The sequence below is a fragment of the Aquimarina longa SW024 genome (assembly GCF_001401755.1).
Taxonomy (GTDB): Bacteria; Bacteroidota; Bacteroidia; order Flavobacteriales; family Flavobacteriaceae; genus Aquimarina; species Aquimarina longa.
The window spans coordinates 80,272-101,686 of sequence record NZ_AVQK01000015.1; the positions used below are offsets into that span (position 1 = coordinate 80,272).

Sequence of the window (21,415 nt, forward strand, 5' to 3'; positions counted from 1 at the left end):
TGATGAGTAAAACAGCATATGAGATTCCTCTAGAATTAAAACAACTGATTACTTCTAATCAGGCATTTCATTATAGAGTAGTCCCTATGTCTAAAAATGAAAACACATTACAACTAAAAACAGACAATACTGATCCTGATAGTTTACAAAAAGAACTTGCAATTATTCTAGGGTGTACCATTATTATAATTCCTGAAACTACAGAAAATATAGAGTCATACCTAACCTTTAATTATAGAAAAACAACAGTTTCTTCTAGTGAAAAACTACAGTACGAAGATCGGTTTTTACAAAAATTGATTACTACAGCAAAAGATTATGGAAGTAGTGATATTCATATGGAACCTTATGAAAAATTATGTAGAGTACGATTTAGATTAGATGGTAAGTTAAAAGAGCAGTATACAATCTCTAATACCGAGTATCCTCAGTTAGTCAATCAGATTAAGATACAATCAGGGCTTGATATTTCTCAAAAAAGATTAGCACAAGATGGAAGAATAACTTTTAAAGAAGGAACAGAAGAGTTTGATATTAGAGTATCTACAATGCCTACTTTATATGGTGAAAAAATAGTACTTAGACTACTGAACAGGAATACACAAGAAGTATCTTTAAATGATTTAGGCTTTACTAAAGAAGAACTAGAGAATTATCGAGAGGCTATTAAAAACCCTCAAGGGATTATTTTAATTTCGGGTCCTACAGGATCGGGCAAAACAACTACACTATATGCCACGCTAAAAGAATTAAATAAAGAAACTACCAATATTCTTACGATAGAAGATCCTATAGAATATACACTACAAGGGATTAACCAAGTCCAACTAAGAGAAGATATTGAATTTGATTTTCCGGCAGCACTTCGAGCATTTTTACGACAAGATCCAGATATTATTATGGTAGGAGAGATCAGAGATGATCGTACCGCTGCAATGGCAATTAAAGCAGCATTGACAGGCCACCTAGTCCTTTCTACAATACATACTAATTCTGCATGGGCAACAATTTCTAGATTAATCGATATGAAAGTCCCTGCATTCTTACTTGCTAATACAATAACAATGAGTATTGCGCAACGCTTAGTGAGAAAGTTGTGTACACATTGCAAAACAAAAAAAAATACTGAGATTAAAGATTTTCCCCAAGGATTTGATATCCCAGAAGAAATACACCACCATTATATTGCGGTAGGATGTAACCAATGTTATCACACAGGGTACATGGGGCGTAAAGCAATCTATGAAATACTACCAATTACTAAAGATTTAGAAATAGCAATACGACATAATGAACTGCAAATAGATACTTATATAGAAAAAAGAAATATAAAAACATTACAACATAATGCTATACGTATGGTCATCGATGGAACAACTTCTGTAGAAGAAGTATATGCATTATTATCAGATAATTAATCCATTAAATAATGGAAAAAGTAAACAAAAATAAATGAGAAAATATATACTACTTATTGTACTTGCTATTGGGATACAAGCTTGGACACAAGAAGGTTTTCAGAATCAAGCCAAAAATAACACTAGAATTTCTATCATAGAAAACAAATTACAACTTCTAAACATAGACATTCCTGGACTAGTAGAAAAAGTAAATGTAAATATTTCTAATACGTCATTACTTAATTTTTTAAAAGCAGTATCTCAGGTACATAAAATTAATATCAATCTAGCAGCAGAATTAAATAACATTACTATTGTTAATGGGTTTAATGATGTAAGCGTCCAGGATTTATTGATTTTTTTAGTAAAAGAATATCAATTAGATATCGAATTTACAGGTAATATCCTATCCATAAAGCCATATATTGCTCCTATCATTGCGCCTGTAGAAAAAGAAATAATGGTGCAATATGATGTTCTTGCCACTACGCTATCCACAGATTTAAATAATGACCCCTTACCCAAAGTGTTTAGAAAGATAACCGAAATCTCTGGTAAAAACTTGCTATTCACCCCAGAATTAAATTCCAAAACGCTAAACCTTTTTATCAGTAATGTCCCTTTTGATTTAGCAATGAAAAAATTAGCTGAAGCCAATAATCTTGATTTTAATAAAACAAGAGATGGGTTTTATGAATTTAATACATTACCACAATCAGGAAATTCAGGAAATGGGTCCGTAAATTATCGTTCACGTCGTTCTAATTTTTCTTATAAAGTATTGGATACGGTTGCTAGAATTGTATCTGTAGACTTAAGAGATACTCCAATATCTAATGTAATTTATACCCTGTCAGAAGATCTAAAATTAGATATTTTTACAGCATCCCCTTTAGAAAATGCAGGAACAGTAACAGTAAAAGCAGAATCAATTACTTTTGACTCCCTATTAGTTAAAATTTTTGAAAGTAAGATGAATGCTGATCATAGTAGCACATCAAATCAAAATAACACTACTAATTATAATGGACAACAGTCTTCACAGAATGCTACCGGAGGAGGTCGTTCTAAATCTTTTACTTTTAAAAGAGAAGGAAATATATATTACTATGGAACAGAAGATCAGCTAGCCTTAAAAAAAATAGAAATGGTGCAAATGATGCATCGTTCTATAGCCATGTTAGGAGATGCCAATTCTTCTAGCAATAGTTTTAATAATTCTAATTTTACAACAGGAGGAGTCAATTATATTTCTGGCTCTTCTACTAATGGGCTGAATCAAAATAATGGAACTAACAGAAACCAACGAAGATCTTCTTTTAGAAACTCTAGCTCTTCCGGAGGGTCGCAACAAGTAGGTTCTATTTCTGATATTTTTCCTTTAACTATCACTGACGGATTAGATGTAAAAATAGATACAGAACTCAATAGTTTTGTGGTTAGCGGTCCTGGAGCTCGCGTCGAAAAATTTAAAAAATTCATCAAATATATCGATAAGCCAGTTCCATTAATATTAATAGAAGTAATGATTCTAGAGGTTAATAGGTCTGCTACAGTAGAAGCAGGAGTAGAGTTTGGGATAGGAGAAAAACCTGTTATAACCCAAGGAAAAGTTTTTCCGAACACTAGTATTACGTTAGGAGCTTCTACTATAAATAGAGTTATTGGAGGATTTGATGGTTTTGGATCTTTAAACTTAGGTAAAGTAGTCCCTAATTTTTACATGGATATTAAAGCCATGGAGACGAATGGAAATGTAAAAATATTGTCTACACCTAAGCTCAGTACTTTAAATGGTCATAAAGCCTACCTATCTAGTGGACAAACCACCTATTATGCAGTAACTAATCAAAACTTTTTTGGATCACAGATTCCCCAAACATCCGAGGTTGTCAACTATCTCCCGATTGATGCAGAATTAGCATTAGAGTTTAAACCTTTTGTATCAGGAGATGGTCAGATAACATTAGATATCCAAGTAATTCAGTCTAGTTTTAGTGGTAAACGTATTGCAGAAAATGCTCCACCAGATATTAATAGCCGTAGATTCTCATCAATCATGAGAATGCGTGCTAACGACGTAGCAATTCTAGGAGGGATAGAACAAAAAGTAAAAAATGATTCGGGATCAGGAGTTCCCTTATTATCTCGTATACCGATTATAAAATGGTTATTTAGTAAAAGAAAGAGAGAAGACTCTAAGAAAAAATTAAATGTAATTATTAAACCTACAGTATTTTATTAATGATAGGATTTCTGGCATCATACAGCCCATTTAGAAAAAAATTGATTGCACTAGAGTATTCTAATAATAAGGACACACCTATTATCATAGGTCTAGAGTTAGCTCAGAAAAAAGGAGAATTAGAGAACACACAAACATTTACTGTAGCCTCTGCTGATGAGTTATCTGAACTTATAAAAAACCAAAAAGCTAGTTTGGTTATTACTGATGATAATGTATTATCAAAAGAAGTCTCGCATACAGGAACTGATATAGAGATCGTAGGAGAAGCTTTTCCTAATCTAAATTTAAATGATTTTTACTATCAAATTTTACGTACATCAGAGAAATCTTTTATTGCTGTATGCAGAAAAGAACATGTAGAAAATAGTATCGAGCAGTTTAAAAAAGAAGCAATCAAAATTGTTGCTATTTCCTTAGGAGGATTAAAACTAGAAGCATTATCAGGATATGCTGATAATGAAAATTTGAAAAGCTATACTACTACAGTAAGTTTCAATAATGGAGAAGTAGTTTCTTTACTACCCAAAAAAGAAGATATCGAAGAAGAGTATACTATTGAAGGACTTTCCTTTTTATCCATTCATACATTACCATTAGCAGTCGTTTTAAACACAGTATTAAATTCGGATACAATTTCTGGAAATCTAGAAATTAAAAATCAAGAATTATATCAGGAGTATACCGAATCTCAATTTTTTAAAAACACATTACAGATTGGAGTTGGATTCCTTCTAATTACTTTACTTATCAATTTTTTTGTATTCAATGCTAATTATAAAAAATGGCAAGGATTGCAAGAAGAGCTTCAGGTATATACAACTCAGAAAGAGCAAATTCTCAAAAAACAAGCTGAGGTGAGTATCAAAGACACTTTAGTGCAAAGCATATTAGCTACGGGATTCTCTAAAAGTTCGTATTATATTAATACGATAACACAGGTGCAACCTTCTACTATCATTTTAGCATCAATTGCATATCAACCTTTAGAAAAACCTATTAGAAAAGATAAAGCTATAGAGCTGACACAACATCACATTTCTATTACAGGTACATCAACTGACAAAACAGATTTTACAATATGGCTCAGAACAATCGAAGGATTACCTTTTGTCAATACTGTAACGATCATACAATATGGATTAGATAAAAAAAATGCTTCTAATTTCGAATTAACACTTAGTATAAAAACGGATGAAACAGAAGACTAAAAACATAGTATTGATAGCAGGTCTGTTATGCATACTATTTATTGCATATCGTTTTGGTTTTTCCAAAACATTTGCAATACAATCTGAAGTAGCCAAATTAGAACATGAAAAAGAAACCTATTTGGCAGCACCTATGCAATTAGCAGCATTGACAAAAAAAGAAAAACAGCTAGATGCCATCCTAGCAAAAAACAATGTAGAAGGAAGCTCTTTACAACACAATCTTTTAAAAACTCTAAACACCTTATCCAATACATCAAATATTAAAATTATTGCTTTTGAAGAACCTCATAACTATAGTAATGAAATAACGAAAGAAGATATTATTACTTATGATTTTATATTACAAGGCGATTATAAGTCACTAATTGAAATACTATATGCTTTAGAACAGCACTATAGTTTTGGAAATATTGCTCAGGTACATTTTGAAAAAAAGAAAAACTTTAGAACAGGGACAAGATATTTGCAATGCAGAATATTGCTACAACGTCTCAATTAATACTATAAAATAATACTATGAAGTATAGAATATACTGTTTTATCATACTAATAACACTTTGCTGTATAGGTTGCCACAGTGTTAGGATTAATCAAAAGACAATGCATACAGGGTCTAAAACACTGATAGCACTAGGAGTTGTAGGTTTACAAGAAGAAGATATCTATAGCTCAGAATTTCAGGTTTCTGCAATACCAGAATATAAGAATCCTATTAGAGTAGGGAGTAGTACTGTAGACTTTACTAAAGATACTTTTAAAACCTATTTAAAAAGATCAAAAGGTAATGAACAAAAAATCAATTACGTAGATTCTATAGAAACGAAACCTCAGTTTATAACTTTAGAACTATTAGATCGTGTTATCACAATTACTGAGCTCGAAGAAGAATACAATGCACAAGCAATTACATATCTAAAAAATCAAAAAGAAGCAGCAATTGTAACTTCTGTATCTATAGCATTATCAAAAGAATTAATACAAGAAATAGATGTTGCAGAGGCTCTATTTTTAAATACTAGCGGATATAAGCAGTATCAATTATCCCTAATTAAAAAAGGAAAACCATATAAGTCTATTGATTTTTCAGAAACTACAATTTTTGCATATACGTTATCTTTTTTCTGTTGGGGAGAAAATGATAGAAAACAAATTGTTTTGGCAGATATCATTGACGAAAAATCTTCTTGCCCAAGAAATACTTATCGAGATGTAGAGAAAGCGAAAGCAAAAATGAATTATTTTAAATTATAATGATTAAATGCAATTCTAACAACTAAAATGAATTGTTTGGATTGCAATAAAAAGTTTAAACAGATGAAAAAACTATTTATATATATACCTGTATGCGTATTGATACTATTCAGTTGTGAAGAAGTACTTTTTGAAGAAGATCTAAAAGACAAAAAAACAGTACTTATAGCACCTGCTGAAGGTACAACAGTAGAAAAAACTTCAGTTACCTTTAGTTGGGAAGCGGTAGATCAAGCTACAGGATATCGCCTTCAATTGGCACAACCTAGTTTTGAAAGCGCTTCTCAAATTGTAGTAGATACTACTGTAACAAATACTAATTTTAATATCACTCTAACTAAAAACACGTATCAATGGAGAGTTAAAGCTCAGAATTCTGGCTCTGCAACTCCATATGCTATAGCTAGTTTTACCGTAGTAGAAAGCGAAGATTTTTCAGCTCGTAAGATCGTATTAATTGCTCCGCAAGATAATGAGGTTGTCAATAAAAACGCTTTAAATCTACAATGGCAAGCTATAACCGACGCCACAATATATAGAGTACAATTATTAAACAAAAACAATGAAGTGGTAAGCGATAAAACAACCGCTGATACTTCAATATCTATTACTTTTCCAGAAGGGGTAACACAATGGCAGGTACGAGCAGAAAATAATACTCAGAGCACCTTGTATACCAAAAGAACATTGACTATAGATAGTAAAAACCCTAAACAACCAGTAGCTACAGCTCCTGCAAATGAAACTACACAAGCAGCGACCAAAGTTACTTTTAGTTGGACCAGAGAGACTGTAGCAGGGACAACAGAGTTCGATAGTATTTATATCTATAAAGATCAGAAATTAACACAATTAGCAATAAAAAATAAGGTAACCTCTCCTTCTGATATTGATCTCGATGCGAGTACCACATACTATTGGTTCTTAAAAGCATTTGATCAAGCAGGTAATCAGAGTGAACCCAGTACAGTATCTCGTTTAACTATACAATAAATAAAGATTTATAATGTTAAAAGGCAAAAAAATAATATACATCTTATTACCAGTAGTGGTTTTTATATGGGGAGCAATTATTTTTCAAGTTATTGGAGCATTCTCTGATGAAGATCCTATTGCTAGTAATACTATAGAAGTATTAGTAACTCCTATCAAAGGTAAAGAACGAGATAAGTTTAGCTTAGGAACTATAGAAAGGGACCCTTTTTTAGGAAAAACATATCGTACTAAAAAGAAAGAAAAGAAATCTGTATCTAAACCAAAAATTAAAAAGTCTCCTTTAGTATGGCCCTCTATTAGATTTAAAGGTGTAGTTTCTGGAGAAAGTAATACAAATGCAATTTATCTAATGGAGATCAATGGTGCTGATCAATTTATGAAATTAAAACAAACAATTGATAATGTAACACTATTGAGCACTACTTCTAATTCTGTTAAGGTACGATATAAAGGAAAAGTAAAGAATTTTAAGATTGGGGATTGAAATTATTTTCAAAAATAAAAGCACAGGCTATGCAATTTGCGATACTGATCTCAGTACTAATCGCAGTGATTCTAAGTGCTTTTTTATTATTGACCCATGTGCATTCTTTTTTTAGGATTAAGTCCAAAGAAATACTACAGGCTTTTGAAGAATCTAATACACTATTATTTGCCTCATTAGAAAACAATACGATAACAGAAGACACGATTACTACTACAGTAGATCATAAAACTACAAAACAAATACTGAAATATCATGGCGCATGGTTAAAACGATATGCATCTGTTAGTATGCATAATAGAAAAGTTATAAAAATGATGTATACAGGATCTAAGAGATCTGACAACACTCCAAATTTTTATATAGAGGATACTAATTCACCCATAGTAGTGGCAGGTAATACTCGATTAGAAGGAAATAGCTACCTCCCTAAACAAGGGATTAAAGCTGGTACTATTTCCGGAAACTATTATCAGGGTTCTGCATTACATTATGGACGCATATTAAAAAGTAAAACGACATTACCTGAGCTAGATTCTAATTGGATTAAATATCTAAATACTATCGTAAAAGGTTCTTATATCGATCAAAAAGGATTAATTGATTTAAAAAAAGAACTTCGTAATTCATTTCAGAACCCTACCCAAATTATATATGATTTTGCCCCTATTTTTTTAGAAGACCATAAAATATCAGGAAATATAATCATTCAATCCAAAACAAAAATTGTTGTTACTGCAACATCTCAATTAACAGATGTTATTCTTATTGCCCCTAAAATTATTATAAAGAACAATGTAAAAGGTCGTTTTCAAGGAATTGCAACAAAAAATATTGAAGTAGGAAAGAAATGCCATTTATCGTATCCTTCTTCTCTTATACTTTTAGATCAAAAAGTTATCTCGGAAAATACTCATAACAATCAAGTGCGGTATACTAAACCAGATTTTATACTTGATGAAGGAACAGTAATCGATGGTACAGTAGTGTATCTTAATGATCATAAAACCAAAAAAAATAGAATTAACCCCCATCTTGCTATAGCTCCTAATGTTACAGTTGTAGGAGAAGTATATTGCCAAGGCAATATTGATTTTCAAGGAACAATATTAGGTTCTTTATATGCTAGACAATGTATTGCAAGGCAATCTGGGTCTGTATATCTTAATCATGTATATAATGGTAAGATATTGATCAATCCAATTGATGATTATGCCGGATTACCTTTTGTAAATTCAGAAAACGATATCGCAAAATGGTTATACTAAAAAAAATACAAGCAGCCACTTTACTAGAAGTCCTCACTGCTTCAGTATTAATAATCATTGTATTTATGATTGCTAGCCTAAGCTTTAATACTATTTTTAATACTCAAATAAAAAGAAATCATAGTACTATAGAAAATAGAGTAAAAGAAATAGAATACCTCTCTATACATGAAAAAATAAAAATCCCATATGTAGAAGATTTCGATGGATGGGAAATTATCATCACTCCTGTAAAAAACCATATGGTTTTATCGTATAGCAGAAAAAGTGAGACATATACCAAATTACTATTTACAAAATGAAAAAAGGAAATTATAAAATAAAAGCTTTTACACTAACAGAACTTATGGTAGTTATTGTAATTTCTACAATAGTAGTAGGTTTAGCCTTTTCTGTATTAAGAATAGTACAAAATAACATGCGTAGCATTAGTAAAAACTATGAATCTCGAGAACAGATACAATCATTAGAGACTGCTTTAACAATTGATTTTAATCGATTTACATCCATACAATGGGATCCCTCTAAAAATGTATTAACAGCATCTTCTCCTATAGAAGAACGAGTATATCAGATTTTTAATGATAGTATCATAACAAATATGGAAAGCTATATTGTAGCAGTAAAAGAAAAAAAGTTTTATTTTGAAGGAACGCCTGTAAATTCTGGAGCCATTGATGCTATGAAGTTAACTTTCGATAACACCCGAGAGTTACACCGACTTTTTGTATTTAAATATAATGACCCTACTATACATTTCTAACATATGGGAATAAAAATAGATACTGCCAAAAAGAAAAATCAAAAAGACACCTCTTATGATATCTCTTCTTTATTAACTAAAGAAATTACTTTATTCGGTAATTCATTTACAGCTAAAAAGAAAGAACAATGGTATGCTGAGCTTAGTGTATTATTAAAATCCGGAATCGATCTTAGAAGTGGATTAGAGTTACTATCAGAAACTCAGAAAAAAGAAAAAGATAAACAATTGATGACATCAATGCTTTCTCTACTAGTTTCCGGAACTCCTTTTTCAGAAATTCTAAAACAAGACAAGAATTTTACCGATTATGAATATTATGCTATAAGGATTGGAGAGCAAACAGGGGAACTAGCGAAAATAACCTTAGAGCTTAGTGAATTTTATAAACGCAAAAACGAATTGCGAAGAGAAATTGTTGCTGCACTTACCTACCCTATTATTGTAATGTGTACCGCTATGATTGTTATCATTTTTATGCTTAGGTATGTAGTACCAATGTTTGTGGATATTTTTAAACAAAATAATGTAGAACTTCCTGCTATAACCAAGGGAATTATTAATTTTTCTAATTTTATAGGTACCAATGGACTATTTTTATTTGGCAGCTTTGGAATTATAATTTTTGGAATTATTTTTATTTCTAAAAAACAGTGGTATCGTAAAATATTAGGAAACGTTCAATTAAAATTACCAATTTTGGGGAACTATTTCCAAAGAATTTATATGGCACAATTTACTCAAGCTATTTCTTTATTAACCTCGGCTAAGGTTCCTATGGTGGAAAGTATTGACCTGGTAAAAAACATGATTAATTTTTACCCCCTTCAACAAGGATTGCATACAACCAAAAAAATGGTGCTTACAGGAGATTCATTAAGTACTGCTTTTGCACAAAGCCCAATTTTTGATAAAAAAATGATTGCTATGGTACGTGTAGCAGAAGAAACAAATCAAACAGAGTTTATTTTTCAGAAACTAAATGAACAATATAATCAGCAAGTTAAATACCAATCTCAGGTTATTTCTAATGTATTAAATCCTTTACTAACTATATTTGTAGGTATTATTGTTGGTGTAATTCTTATTGCCATGTATTTACCTATGTTTAGATTAAGTAGTGTGATAGGGTAAGGGCATAAATTAACAAACTCAGAGATTAAACCTTCGAAGAGAGATTAAAACCCTACATACCTGAACTATCATCATTATATAGTGATGTATAAAAAACGTATAGCTCTAAATTCTCCTAATGAATAACTAGGATAGTAATTCTGATTAAATTATGCTTGGCAAGGGCATATATAATTAGAATTAAAAACGACTATAACTATCTAAAAGCTATTGTTTAAAAAAATAACAGAAATTATTTTGCATTAAAAAATGACAATTTTAAATTTTAAAAGGGCTATAGTTTAGTTATATTTGCGAGAAATTAAAAAAAATACATGATGTCAATATCTGATTTATTTGATAGTGGATTTCAGAAAAGAAACCAAGATCACTTTGCTGCAATCGTAAGAGTAGCGATGAGTGATGGAGTAATTAATGATGATGAGAAGGTTTTTTTAGATAGACTCGCCAGAAGACTGGATATTTCTGAAAATGACTATAAAGAAATTTTAAAAGATTATAATACACATCCTATTAATCCACCTACGAGTTACGAAAGAAGGATTGAGCGATTATATGATCTTGCTAGAATGGTATTTGCTGATCATGTTAAGGGAGAAGGGCAGGTAAGCTTACTACAAAAACTAAGTATTGGTTTAGGGTTTAGATCAGAAAATGCAGCCTACGTTGTTGATAAAGCGTTAAAACTTGTAGATCAAGGAGTAGATGGAGATACTTTCGTAGATGAGATTAAAAATATGAATAGATAATAATACGATTATTTATATTCTTAGAATAACAAAAAGGCTACTTAATCAGTAGCCTTTTTTGCTATTTGTTTTACAATTTTGTAGATCAAATCTTCTTGTTCAAATGGTTTTGCTATAAAATCATCCATTCCTGATCTAATACATTTATCTTTTGTTGCCTCATTTGCTTTACCAGAAAAACCTATAATTGGTACTTCTGATATAAATTTATCTCCATAATTATTCCTAATCATATGGGTTGCTTGATAACCGTCTATTTTAGATGTATTGAGATCCATTAAGATCAAATCATATTTACGTCGTTCTATATACTTAATTGCCTCTTCTCCATTAATAGCAACATCTACAAAGAAACGACCATGAGAGATCAATACTTTCATGATTAAGTATTGTGTTACCTCTTCATCCTCTACAACAAGAACTCTAAATTTAGTAGTACTTTTAGGTAGTGTATATTTTTTCTTTTTTCGTTCTGGAATTGTCTTTCTTACCTCAAATTTAAAAGGGAGTTTGATATTAAAAACCGTTCCCTTTTCTGGCTGACTGGTTACTTTTATTTCTCCATTTAAAAGATCCACTAGGCTTTTTACTATAGCAAGTCCAAGCCCAGTACCAGAAACTTGTTTATCTTTTTCAAAACGAGTAAACCGATCAAACAAATACGGTATATTTTCTTCTAAAATACCAAATCCTGTATCCTCAATTCTAAAATTAAGACTCAGTTTATTGGTACGTTGGTAGTTTTTACTAATAGAAAATAGTATTTTACCCTCTTCCGTAAATTTAAATGCATTAGAAAGTACATTATTTAGGATCTGGTATATTCTAGTTCTGTCACCAATTAGATATTCCTGTATACTAGAATCGATATTGGTTTCAAAGATAATCTGTTTTTCTTCAGCTATTTTTGCATAGCCTTCACTAAACCCATTTATTAAATCCTTAAAAGCAAAACGTTCTTCTACAACCTTAAGTGTTCCTGATTCTATCTTAGATAGATCAATCATATCGTCTATAAGAGCATTAAGGTGCTTACTTTCTCGTTTTATAATTCTTGCAAGCTCCTCTTGTTCAAAAGTTAATTTTGTTTTTTCAAGAATCTCTACAAATCCTAATATACTTGTTAATGGAGTTCTAATCTCATGATTAATATTAGCAATAAAACTATTTTTAAACTCTTCTTTTTCTAATAAATATTTATTTCTAAGTTCTAGCTCTTTAGCTAGTAGTATTGATTCGTTTTTTTGTTGCGCAATTTGATTTAGATCTTTGTACTTTACTGTATAGTCATAAAGAAGAATTGTAATTTCATCTTTTTTTAGAGTAAAAGTAACATCACAAATCTTCTGAGTATTATCATCTTCTATATGTATACATGGAAAATTTATAGGATCTTCTTCTTCTGTATGACTATCTTTTTCATACACTTTAAGCATTTCGAAAAAAGGATGAGAATCAAAAATCAAAGCTCCTTTTGACCAATTAAAAAAAGTATTATCTGTCTCTTTAATAACACCATCGTAAGAGACATTAATAACCTGTATCTGAGGATTAAACTGTAAATGGTCGTCTTGATACTGCATAACGCTTATTTAGTTATATCTTTTGCTAAATCAGAAAAGAAATCTTGGACATTCTTATTCGTCTTAGCACTAGTAAGACAATCAAAAGGAATGTTTTGAGATTTTAAATGACTAGTAATTTCTTTTTCATTAACTAAATCTAATTTATTACCTAATACTTTTGCAGGAACTTTAGTATAGTGTTTTTCTAGATACTCTAGATCTTGCTTAAGTGTCGAATATGTTTGTTCTCTGGTAATATCAAAAACATAAATAAAAGCATGAGACCCCAGAAGATATGATTTTCTAGTATCTTCAATACTATCAGAATGACCTTCTGTATCCCAGATGATCATAGATAATTCTCTACCATCTGGTAGTTGTACTAATTTCTTTTTTATCTGAACCCCTAAGGTTACCTTGTATTCTTCAGAAAATTCGTTATCTACAAAACGTCTGAAAAGAGAAGTTTTCCCTACACCGAAGTGCCCTAAAAGCACTACTTTTTTAGACAATTTCATCTGCAAAATGTTTTTTTATTTTTTTAGTAAAAAGGTTACTATTTTTTAATTCTTTATTAGAAACATGATTTTTGGCAAAATCTATAATTTGATCCTCCAACACTTCTTTAAACATCATAGTATATGCTCCTGAAACTACTGCAGCTACATAATATGAATAAAAATTTTGAATATGTATGGTGTACAATTCATATTCTATAAGCTCTAGATTTTGATCTCCTCCCTGAAAAGCATCTTCAACAAAACTTTTTATTGCTGTGAGCATTCCTGCAACCATCTCTTTATCTACAGTATTATCAGATAATGGACTATAATCTGCTAGAAGTATTCCTGAGTTTTTCTCAATGACAAACATTTGGATTAATCTAGGTTTTGCATAATCACTTAAAGCAATATCTCCATCACTAATTCCTTGAACTTTAGCTTTGGTTTTACGAAACCAATTTCTAAAAGAAAATGCTTTTTTAGTCTTGTTACTAATATTCTCGCTCAATAATTTCATTTCGTGAGCGATATATTTCTTGATCATTTTACCGATTATCGGAAACAATGCTTCTACTACAGCATCCTGAGAGTTTTTAATTTCTTCTCGTAAAGCTTCTGTAATAGTGGGACCTAAGGTTTTGGGAATCTCCTGTACAAACTCTTCTAATTTTTCATCAATAATAGGATCGACCTTATAAGAAAGTTCTTTTTTTTGGTGAACTATTTTATGTAAAGCTTCAACTTTTTGAGTAATGGAATCAGCAAACTCTTTTTCTTCGGAAAGAAGAAGTTGTTTAAGAATTTTAAGTTTATCCTGATCTTCCATAGTTTTGGATAGATGGATTATTTTTGGTTGATTTTTTCACCTAGGTTGATCAATAAGTCTCCTAATGTTTTTTTGTCAACTTTTTTAGCATCCAATATCTCTATTTTATCAGTTAAGTTATCTTCTAATTCAGTGATTCTGATATTTATATCAGTACTTAAACTATCAATGGCTTGGTTTAATTCTTTACGAGTTTCATCGATAAAATCCTCTAACTCTTTCTTTTTAGAATCAATATCATTTTTTACTTTTTCAAATTCTGAATTATAAGCAGCAATATTTTCTCCGAAGATGAGATTTTTGATTGCTTCTATTTTTGAAGAAGGATCATTAGAAATTGTTTCTTCAACAGCTTTGTTTTCTTTAGCCATTTCTATTAGTTTATTTAGATTCTTACTTTTGAACTCACGTAAAATTAACACAAAAAGGTTAAAGAATCACTTGTAATTATAGATAATGTTAATTTTAGCGTGCCAAAGCTTGTGTTTTCACAGATTTATTTTATTCTTTTTAATTTTTAAAACCTTATAGGTAGGAAATCCTAAAACTAGTTAGTAATACCTGAATAACCAAAAAAACATAATCAATAGAGATGTTAGGTTATTTAATCCTAGTAATAAAAATAGGTTTCATTTATACATACCATGTTTTAAAACTCACTTGATATTATTTCATAAACGACTCTACTTTTTTAACCATGTTTTTACTGCCACAAATAAAAGGAGTACGTTCATGCAGTTCTGTTGGTTTTATATCCAATATCCGTCTATATCCATCACTTGCTTCACCTCCTGCTTGCTCTGTAATAAAAGCCATAGGATTACATTCATATAGTAATCGAAGTTTTCCGTTAGGCGATTTTGAAGTACTTGGGTACATATAAACTCCACCTTTTATCATATTACGATGGATATCACTAACTAAAGAACCAATATACCTAGAGGTATATGGGCGATCTTCTTTTTCTTCCTGACAGTATTTTATATAATCCTTAATCCCTTGTGGAAAATGAATATAATTCCCTTCATTGACAGAGTATATATTGCCATCTTCAGGAAATTTCATATTAGGATGTGATAAATAATAGGTTCCTAGTGCAGGATTTAATGTAAAACCATTCACACCATGCCCTGTCGTATACACAAGCATTGTAGAAGTTCCATAAATAATATATCCTGCAGCTACTTGTAGATTACCTGGTTGTAAAAAATCTTCTAAAGTTACAGGTGTTCCTGTTGGCGTTATTCTTCGGTAGATAGAAAAAATTGTTCCTACAGAAACATTAACATCTATATTAGAACTACCATCTAAAGGATCCATAAGAACTACATAATTATTACGATGATCATTCTTTTGTCCTTTTATAGTAATAAACTCATCATTTTCTTCAGAAGCAATACCACATACAATTTCTCTATTGGTAAGCGTATTTATAAAAGTTTCATTAGCCAAAACATCAAGTTTTTGCTGATCTTCTCCTTGGACATTAGTTTCACCTATAGCCCCAGTAATATCGACTAATCCTGCTTTATTCACCTCATGATTCACCATTTTTGCAGCCAATCGAATTGAGTTAATCAAACGAGAAAGCTCTCCACTTGCATAAGGAAAATCTTTTTGATTCTCTATAATAAATTCTCCTAAGGTTTGATTTTTTCTTGTCATTTAAAAGTGAGTTATATTTGGTGCAAAAGTATTATTTTTTAGGCAACTATAACGTTTTAGTAGATTTAAATTATCAATCTTCGTTTAAGAATGCCAAAAACAAATATCATAACAGTATAGCAATAAAAAATTGACTTGTTATTAAACACTAATTTTATAGTTTTGACAAAATTTTATATTTATGGACTATGTGATTAGAACTGCCAAAGAACAAGATATGGTAGATGTATTGGGTTTAATTCGAGAATTGGCAATTTTTGAAAAAGAACCTGATGCGGTTGAAATAACTGTAGAAGAACTTGTTAATGAGGGATTTAGGGATAATCCGTTATTTCATTGTTTTATTGCAGAAGTAGCCGATGAAATTGTAGGGATTGCATTAGTATACTATCGATTTTCTACATGGAAAGGTCGTTCTATACATCTAGAAGATCTTATCGTTAAAGAATCTATGAGAGGAACAGGTTTAGGTAGTGCATTATATGCAGAAGTATTAAAATATGCCCAATCAAAAGGAGTACGAAGAGTAGAGTGGGTAGTTTTGGATTGGAATACACATGCAATTGATTTTTATGAAAAAACTGGCGCCAAGCTTTTAAAAAACTGGCATTTGGTTCAAATGGATAAAGAAGGAGTTAATAAATTTGTATCAAAATTATAATACCCATTTATATTACTAATTTACTGTAAATGGTATACTATATCTTAATAATTTAAATCATAATCTTAAAACCTAATTAATGAGAGTTTTTAAATTTGGAGGGGCATCTGTAAAAGATGCCAATGGAGTAAAAAACGTACTTAATGTACTTAAAGAAACGGGGTACTCTAATCTTGTTGTTGTTGTTTCTGCAATGGGAAAAACAACTAATGCTTTAGAAGACTTAGTAGCGCTATATCTTAAGGAAGGTGCTGAATTCAAACCATTAATCCAAGATTTGGAGCATTATCATAAAGAAATTTTGGAAACCCTTTTTGAAGACAAGAAACATTCTGTTTTTAAAAGAGTTAAAAAACTATTTAAGGATATGCAAACAACATTAAAGAGAAATAAATCTACTCAGTATGACTACATCTATGATCAAATAGTAAGTTTTGGAGAATTAATTTCAACCACTATTATTAGCGAATACCTAAATCACGAAGGACTTAAAAATGAGTGGTTAGACGCTCGAAATTTTATTAAAACAGATAATACCTATAGAGATGCTCAGGTAAACTGGGAGACTACCCAAAAAAAGATACAAGAAAAAGATATAAAAAACGGACTTAGTATCACGCAAGGTTTTATCGGATCTGACGACAATAATTTTACAACTACTTTAGGTAGAGAAGGAAGTGACTATACAGCTGGGATTTTTGCATACTGCCTAAATGCTGATAGTGTGAGTATTTGGAAAGATGTTCCTGGAGTTCTTAATGCAGACCCTCGTGTTTTTGATAAAACTGAATTATTATCTCATATTTCTTATGAAGAAGCAATAGAACTTGCATTTTATGGTGCATCTGTAATTCATCCTAAAACTATTCAGCCATTACAACGTAAAGAAATACCATTATATGTTAAATCATTCCTTAAACCAATGAATGAAGGTACTTCTGTAAAAAAAGGGCAACCATTAGACCCTCATCTACCGTGTTATATTGTAAAAAAGAATCAGATTTTAGTATCATTATCTTCTTTAGACTTTTCGTTTATTGTCGAAGATATGGTTAGTGAAATCTTTAGTCTGTTACATCAATATCAAATAAAAGTAGATCTTATCCAAAATTCTGCGATTAGTTTTTCACTATGTCTAGATGATAAATTTAATCATTTGGATGAGCTTTTAGCTAAACTTAAAATAAAGTTTAAAGTTACCTATAATACAGGCGTATCACTGTTTACAATTAGACATTTTACAAATGAGGCTATTAAATCATTGGAAACAAATAAGGATATTTTGTTAAAACAAATTACAAGAGAGACTTATCAAATGGTTTCTCGATAAAAAGTAACCCAATTCAATGATTTTGCTATATTTGTAAGCTAGCATAAATACTAATTAATGCCCATAATTGAAGCAAAAGAAATAGCCAAAGGACTAAAACTAGATAAACTAGGTTTTATCGGTGTTTTTATTGGTTGGTTAATTCTAAAAATTACTAGGATATCAAAAATAAATCGACAATATGATAAACTTAGTCATCTTGAAGGGTTGGAGTATATCAATAAAACTCTAGATTTATATGGAGTTACCTTTGAAATTCCTGAAGAAGACTTGAAAAGATTGCCAAAAGAAGGGGGGTTTATCACATTATCGAATCATCCTTTGGGAGGACTTGATGGAGGATTATTGCTTAAGTTAATGTTAGAACATCGTTCTGATTATAGGATTATTGCTAATTTTTTACTCTACCGGTTTGTTCCTTTGCAACCTTATATCATGCCCGTTAATCCTTTTGAAGATAGGAAAGAAGCAAAATCTAGTCATAAAGGGATTAAAGAAGCTATCATGCATCTTCGAGAAAACAAACCATTGGGTATTTTTCCGGCAGGAGAAGTTTCTACGGTAAAAGAAGGAAAAAGCCATGTAGACAGAAAGTGGGAACCTAGTGTTATGCGATTGGTACAAAAGGCTAAAGTTCCTGTTATACCTATATACTTTCATGCCCGTAACAGTCGACTCTTTTATCGTATGGCTAGTATAAGTCATCTACTACGAACAGCAAAATTACCTAGTGAACTTTTTTCTCAAGAAAAAAGAGTCATTAAGGTGCGAATAGGAAATCCGATTTCTGTAAAAGATCAAGAAGAGTATTCTGATCTTAAAGATTTCACAAATTTCTTGCGGAAGAAAACGTATATGTTAGCTAAACCTTTTGAAAAGAAAACATTACGAGAATCCATTCCTCAAAATTTAAAATTACCAAAATCACCTAAAGAAATAGCCCTCGAAGGAAGTATTAATGTAATAGAATCAGAATTACAATATTGTAGAGATAATGATAAGAGACTATTAGTTAGTAAAAACTATGAGGTTTTTCTAGCAAAGAAAAATCACATTCCTAATGTGGTTCATGAAATAGGTAGGTTACGAGAAATTACTTTTAGAGAAATTGGAGAAGGAACGAATAATTCTTTGGATTTAGATCCTTTTGATGAATATTATCATCATATGTTTTTATGGGATAATGGCGCTAAAAAAATGGTTGGAGCTTATCGTATGGGAATGGGATCAGAAATCTATGCTAATCGTGGTATTGATGGGTTTTACCTTCAGGATTTATTTAGATTTGAACCAGAATTATATAAAATGATGAATGAGTCTATTGAGATGGGTAGAGCTTTTATCATTAAAGAATATCAGCAACGCCCTATGCCATTATTTTTATTATGGAAAGGGATTGTACATTGCACACTTCGTTTTCCAGACCATAAATACTTAATTGGAGGAGTTAGTATTAGTAATAAATTCAGCAATTTTTCTAAATCTCTAATGATAGAATTTATGAAATCTCATTATTACGACCCTTATGTAGCACAGTATGTAAGACCAAAAAAAGAGTTTAAGGTAAAGCTAAAAGATGCGGATAAAGATTTTGTTTTTGATGAGAGTAAAAGTGATCTTAATAAATTCGATAAAATTATTGATGAGGTAGAGCCTGGGAGCCTTCGTATTCCTGTTTTAATAAAAAAATACATTAAGCAAAATGCTAAAGTAGTAGCATTTAATGTAGATCCTTTATTTAATAATGCGGTTGATGGTCTAATGTATATTCGTATCGCAGATCTTCCTGAAAGTACGGTAAAACCTGTAATGGAAGAATTTCAGGAAGAGCTAGAAAAGAAGTATTTCAAAACTGGAGATAAGTAATCTTATTTTCCCTTACGTGTTAAAGTATATAATAATAAAAAATTAGACCTCACAGGTCTTATATTTGTGTTTTCTAATGCTCTTTAATATTATCAAATAACAATAAATCTTTTAATAACAATACATTAAAAGGTTTTTGATAAACATTAAAAAATTTTAGAAACCATTAGAACTAAGTATTTGTTTAACCTATGTTTAATCTTTAATTTGTTATATTTGATAAAAACAAATACTAAATAGGTTATGGTTTCTACAAAAATTCTATTATATAAAAGTAAAAAAAAAGCAAATGGTGAATTTCCAATAGCATTACGTTTAATAAAAAATAGAAAGCCTAAATATATTTTTTTAGACTACATCAACGAAAAAGATTGGGATATAAAACGTAATAAAGTAAAAACCTCGCATATACATAGTGCAAGGATTAATAATCTTACAATAAACAAGCTTGCATTAGCAAATAACTTAATTCTTGAAGCAGAAGCAAAGAATATAGATCTAAACTTAAACCAGCTTGCGGATAGGATTAAAAACAATAGGAGTGATTCTGTAACTCTTTTTAAAGTTGCACAAGAGTATTTTGATGAACTAAATAAATTAGAAAATTACAGTACTAGAACAACATATATAACGAAATTTGAAACGTTTAAAAATTTTCTAAATGGTCAAGATTTATTTTTTGACCAAATAGATGTGCCCTTATTAAATAAATATATACTGTATTTAAAATCAAAAGGCTGTAGTGACAATACAACTGCCAATCGATTATCTTTATTAAGAACATTATATAATAGAGCTATTCGACATGGCGAAGCAGAACACAAAAACTATCCTTTTGGACGTGGTAAAATAATCATCAAACGTCCTAATGGTCTAAAAATAGGGCTAGACGCTTACGAGATAAAAAAAATAGAAACGTTAAAGCTAGAACCTAATACACCTATATGGGATGCTCGTAATGCATTTTTATTTTCTTTTTATCTGGCAGGTATACGTATCAGTGATACATTAACGATGAACTGGGGAAACATCAAAAAAAACCGTTTGTATTATACAATGCGTAAAAATGACAAGGGTGATTCTTTAGAACTTCCTGAAAAAGCAATTGAAATATTGAAACTTTACCAAACTGCTAAGGATCAAACTAATTTAATTTTTCCTTACTTAAAATCATATTCTTTTAAAAATAAAAAAGAAGTCTTAAACGGGATTAGTTATGCTAATCAAAAAATAAATGAATTATTAAAAGATATTGCAGAATTAGCTATGATTGACAAAAAAATAACATTTCATATCTCCCGTCACAGTTTTGGAAATATTGCTGGAGATAAAATACCAGTACAGATGTTACAAAAGTTGTATAGGCACTCTGATATAAGCACAACTATAGGGTATCAAAGTCATTTTGACCATAGTAAAACAGACAAAGCCTTGAATAATGTTCTCGATTTCTAAAGTTAGCAGTGTTCAATAAACTATGTCAAAGTTTAAATTT

At 30.4% G+C, this 21,415-nt stretch carries 21 protein-coding genes; 16 read left to right on the forward strand and 5 right to left on the reverse strand.

Annotated elements, in window-relative coordinates:
* The first annotated feature begins 2 nt into the window (after positions 1 to 2).
* The 12 genes from N456_RS02875 (at position 3) to N456_RS02930 (ending at position 11,504) form a co-directional block, all read left to right on the forward strand.
* Positions 3 to 1,418, forward strand: coding sequence for a GspE/PulE family protein (locus N456_RS02875; protein ID WP_062054017.1), 1,416 nt, complete (start codon positions 3 to 5; stop codon positions 1,416 to 1,418).
* Positions 1,419 to 1,452: 34 nt separating this feature from the next.
* Positions 1,453 to 3,645, forward strand: a complete 2,193-nt coding sequence (locus tag N456_RS02880) for a type II secretion system protein GspD (protein WP_062053711.1) — start codon at positions 1,453 to 1,455, stop codon at positions 3,643 to 3,645.
* Entirely contained in the window at positions 3,645 to 4,856 is a 1,212-nt protein-coding gene (locus N456_RS02885) for a hypothetical protein (protein WP_062053713.1), read from the forward strand. The genes N456_RS02880 and N456_RS02885 overlap by 1 nt, the downstream gene beginning before the upstream one ends.
* Complete coding sequence (locus N456_RS02890; protein ID WP_062053715.1) at positions 4,840 to 5,358, forward strand: hypothetical protein; 519 nt, start codon at positions 4,840 to 4,842, stop codon at positions 5,356 to 5,358. Before N456_RS02885 ends, N456_RS02890 begins: the two co-directional genes overlap by 17 nt.
* Before the next feature lie 101 nt (positions 5,359 to 5,459).
* Positions 5,460 to 6,110, forward strand: coding sequence for a hypothetical protein (locus N456_RS02895; RefSeq protein WP_062053717.1), 651 nt, complete (start codon positions 5,460 to 5,462; stop codon positions 6,108 to 6,110).
* Positions 6,111 to 6,173: 63 nt separating this feature from the next.
* Positions 6,174 to 7,103 carry a fibronectin type III domain-containing protein gene (locus N456_RS02900; protein WP_148639159.1) on the forward strand — a complete coding sequence of 310 codons (930 nt, stop codon included), beginning with the start codon at positions 6,174 to 6,176 and terminating at the stop codon, positions 7,101 to 7,103.
* Between the two features lie 13 nt (positions 7,104 to 7,116).
* Positions 7,117 to 7,590: a hypothetical protein gene (locus N456_RS02905; protein ID WP_062053721.1), complete on the forward strand. Its 474-nt coding sequence runs from the start codon at positions 7,117 to 7,119 to the stop codon at positions 7,588 to 7,590.
* Positions 7,587 to 8,858, forward strand: a complete 1,272-nt coding sequence (locus tag N456_RS02910) for a hypothetical protein (RefSeq protein ID WP_062053723.1) — start codon at positions 7,587 to 7,589, stop codon at positions 8,856 to 8,858. Before N456_RS02905 ends, N456_RS02910 begins: the two co-directional genes overlap by 4 nt.
* The gene (locus tag N456_RS02915; RefSeq protein ID WP_062053725.1) at positions 8,846 to 9,160 is read left to right on the forward strand and encodes a hypothetical protein; all 315 of its coding nucleotides are present in this window, start codon (positions 8,846 to 8,848) and stop codon (positions 9,158 to 9,160) included. Before N456_RS02910 ends, N456_RS02915 begins: the two co-directional genes overlap by 13 nt.
* Positions 9,157 to 9,621, forward strand: coding sequence for a prepilin-type N-terminal cleavage/methylation domain-containing protein (locus N456_RS02920; RefSeq protein ID WP_062053727.1), 465 nt, complete (start codon positions 9,157 to 9,159; stop codon positions 9,619 to 9,621). Before N456_RS02915 ends, N456_RS02920 begins: the two co-directional genes overlap by 4 nt.
* A 3-nt stretch (positions 9,622 to 9,624) precedes the next feature.
* On the forward strand, positions 9,625 to 10,755 hold the full coding sequence (locus N456_RS02925; protein WP_062053729.1) for a type II secretion system F family protein: 1,131 nt from the start codon (positions 9,625 to 9,627) through the stop codon (positions 10,753 to 10,755).
* Positions 10,756 to 11,072: 317 nt separating this feature from the next.
* The gene (locus tag N456_RS02930; RefSeq protein ID WP_062053731.1) at positions 11,073 to 11,504 is read left to right on the forward strand and encodes a TerB family tellurite resistance protein; all 432 of its coding nucleotides are present in this window, start codon (positions 11,073 to 11,075) and stop codon (positions 11,502 to 11,504) included.
* A 41-nt stretch (positions 11,505 to 11,545) separates the two neighbouring features.
* On the opposite strand, the gene N456_RS02935 is transcribed toward N456_RS02930, so the two are convergent.
* The 5 genes from N456_RS02935 to fbp form a co-directional block, all read right to left on the reverse strand.
* Positions 11,546 to 13,087 (reverse strand): ATP-binding response regulator, encoded by a 1,542-nt coding sequence (locus N456_RS02935; protein WP_062053733.1) that lies wholly within the window; start codon positions 13,085 to 13,087, stop codon positions 11,546 to 11,548.
* A gap of 5 nt (positions 13,088 to 13,092) precedes the next feature.
* Positions 13,093 to 13,587 (reverse strand): Rab family GTPase, encoded by a 495-nt coding sequence (locus N456_RS02940; protein ID WP_062053735.1) that lies wholly within the window; start codon positions 13,585 to 13,587, stop codon positions 13,093 to 13,095.
* Positions 13,574 to 14,398 carry a hypothetical protein gene (locus N456_RS02945; RefSeq protein WP_062053737.1) on the reverse strand — a complete coding sequence of 275 codons (825 nt, stop codon included), beginning with the start codon at positions 14,396 to 14,398 and terminating at the stop codon, positions 13,574 to 13,576. Before N456_RS02945 ends, N456_RS02940 begins: the two co-directional genes overlap by 14 nt.
* A gap of 17 nt (positions 14,399 to 14,415) precedes the next feature.
* On the reverse strand, positions 14,416 to 14,769 hold the full coding sequence (locus N456_RS02950; protein WP_062054018.1) for a hypothetical protein: 354 nt from the start codon (positions 14,767 to 14,769) through the stop codon (positions 14,416 to 14,418).
* A gap of 295 nt (positions 14,770 to 15,064) precedes the next feature.
* Positions 15,065 to 16,063 carry a class 1 fructose-bisphosphatase gene (gene fbp, locus N456_RS02955; RefSeq protein ID WP_062053740.1) on the reverse strand — a complete coding sequence of 333 codons (999 nt, stop codon included), beginning with the start codon at positions 16,061 to 16,063 and terminating at the stop codon, positions 15,065 to 15,067.
* Positions 16,064 to 16,244: 181 nt separating this feature from the next.
* Here fbp and N456_RS02960 point away from each other — a divergent pair, with 181 nt between their 5' ends.
* The 4 genes from N456_RS02960 to N456_RS02975 all read left to right on the forward strand — a co-directional run bounded on the left by N456_RS02960 (position 16,245) and on the right by N456_RS02975 (position 21,375).
* The gene (locus tag N456_RS02960; RefSeq protein WP_062053742.1) at positions 16,245 to 16,724 is read left to right on the forward strand and encodes a GNAT family N-acetyltransferase; all 480 of its coding nucleotides are present in this window, start codon (positions 16,245 to 16,247) and stop codon (positions 16,722 to 16,724) included.
* A 79-nt stretch (positions 16,725 to 16,803) separates the two neighbouring features.
* A complete protein-coding gene (locus N456_RS02965) occupies positions 16,804 to 18,054 on the forward strand; it encodes an aspartate kinase (protein WP_062053744.1) in 1,251 nt (416 codons plus the stop codon).
* Between the two features lie 57 nt (positions 18,055 to 18,111).
* Complete coding sequence (locus N456_RS02970; RefSeq protein WP_062053746.1) at positions 18,112 to 19,920, forward strand: GNAT family N-acyltransferase; 1,809 nt, start codon at positions 18,112 to 18,114, stop codon at positions 19,918 to 19,920.
* A 243-nt stretch (positions 19,921 to 20,163) separates the two neighbouring features.
* Complete coding sequence (locus tag N456_RS02975) at positions 20,164 to 21,375, forward strand: site-specific integrase (RefSeq protein WP_062053748.1); 1,212 nt, start codon at positions 20,164 to 20,166, stop codon at positions 21,373 to 21,375.
* The last annotated feature ends 40 nt before the right edge of the window (positions 21,376 to 21,415 follow it).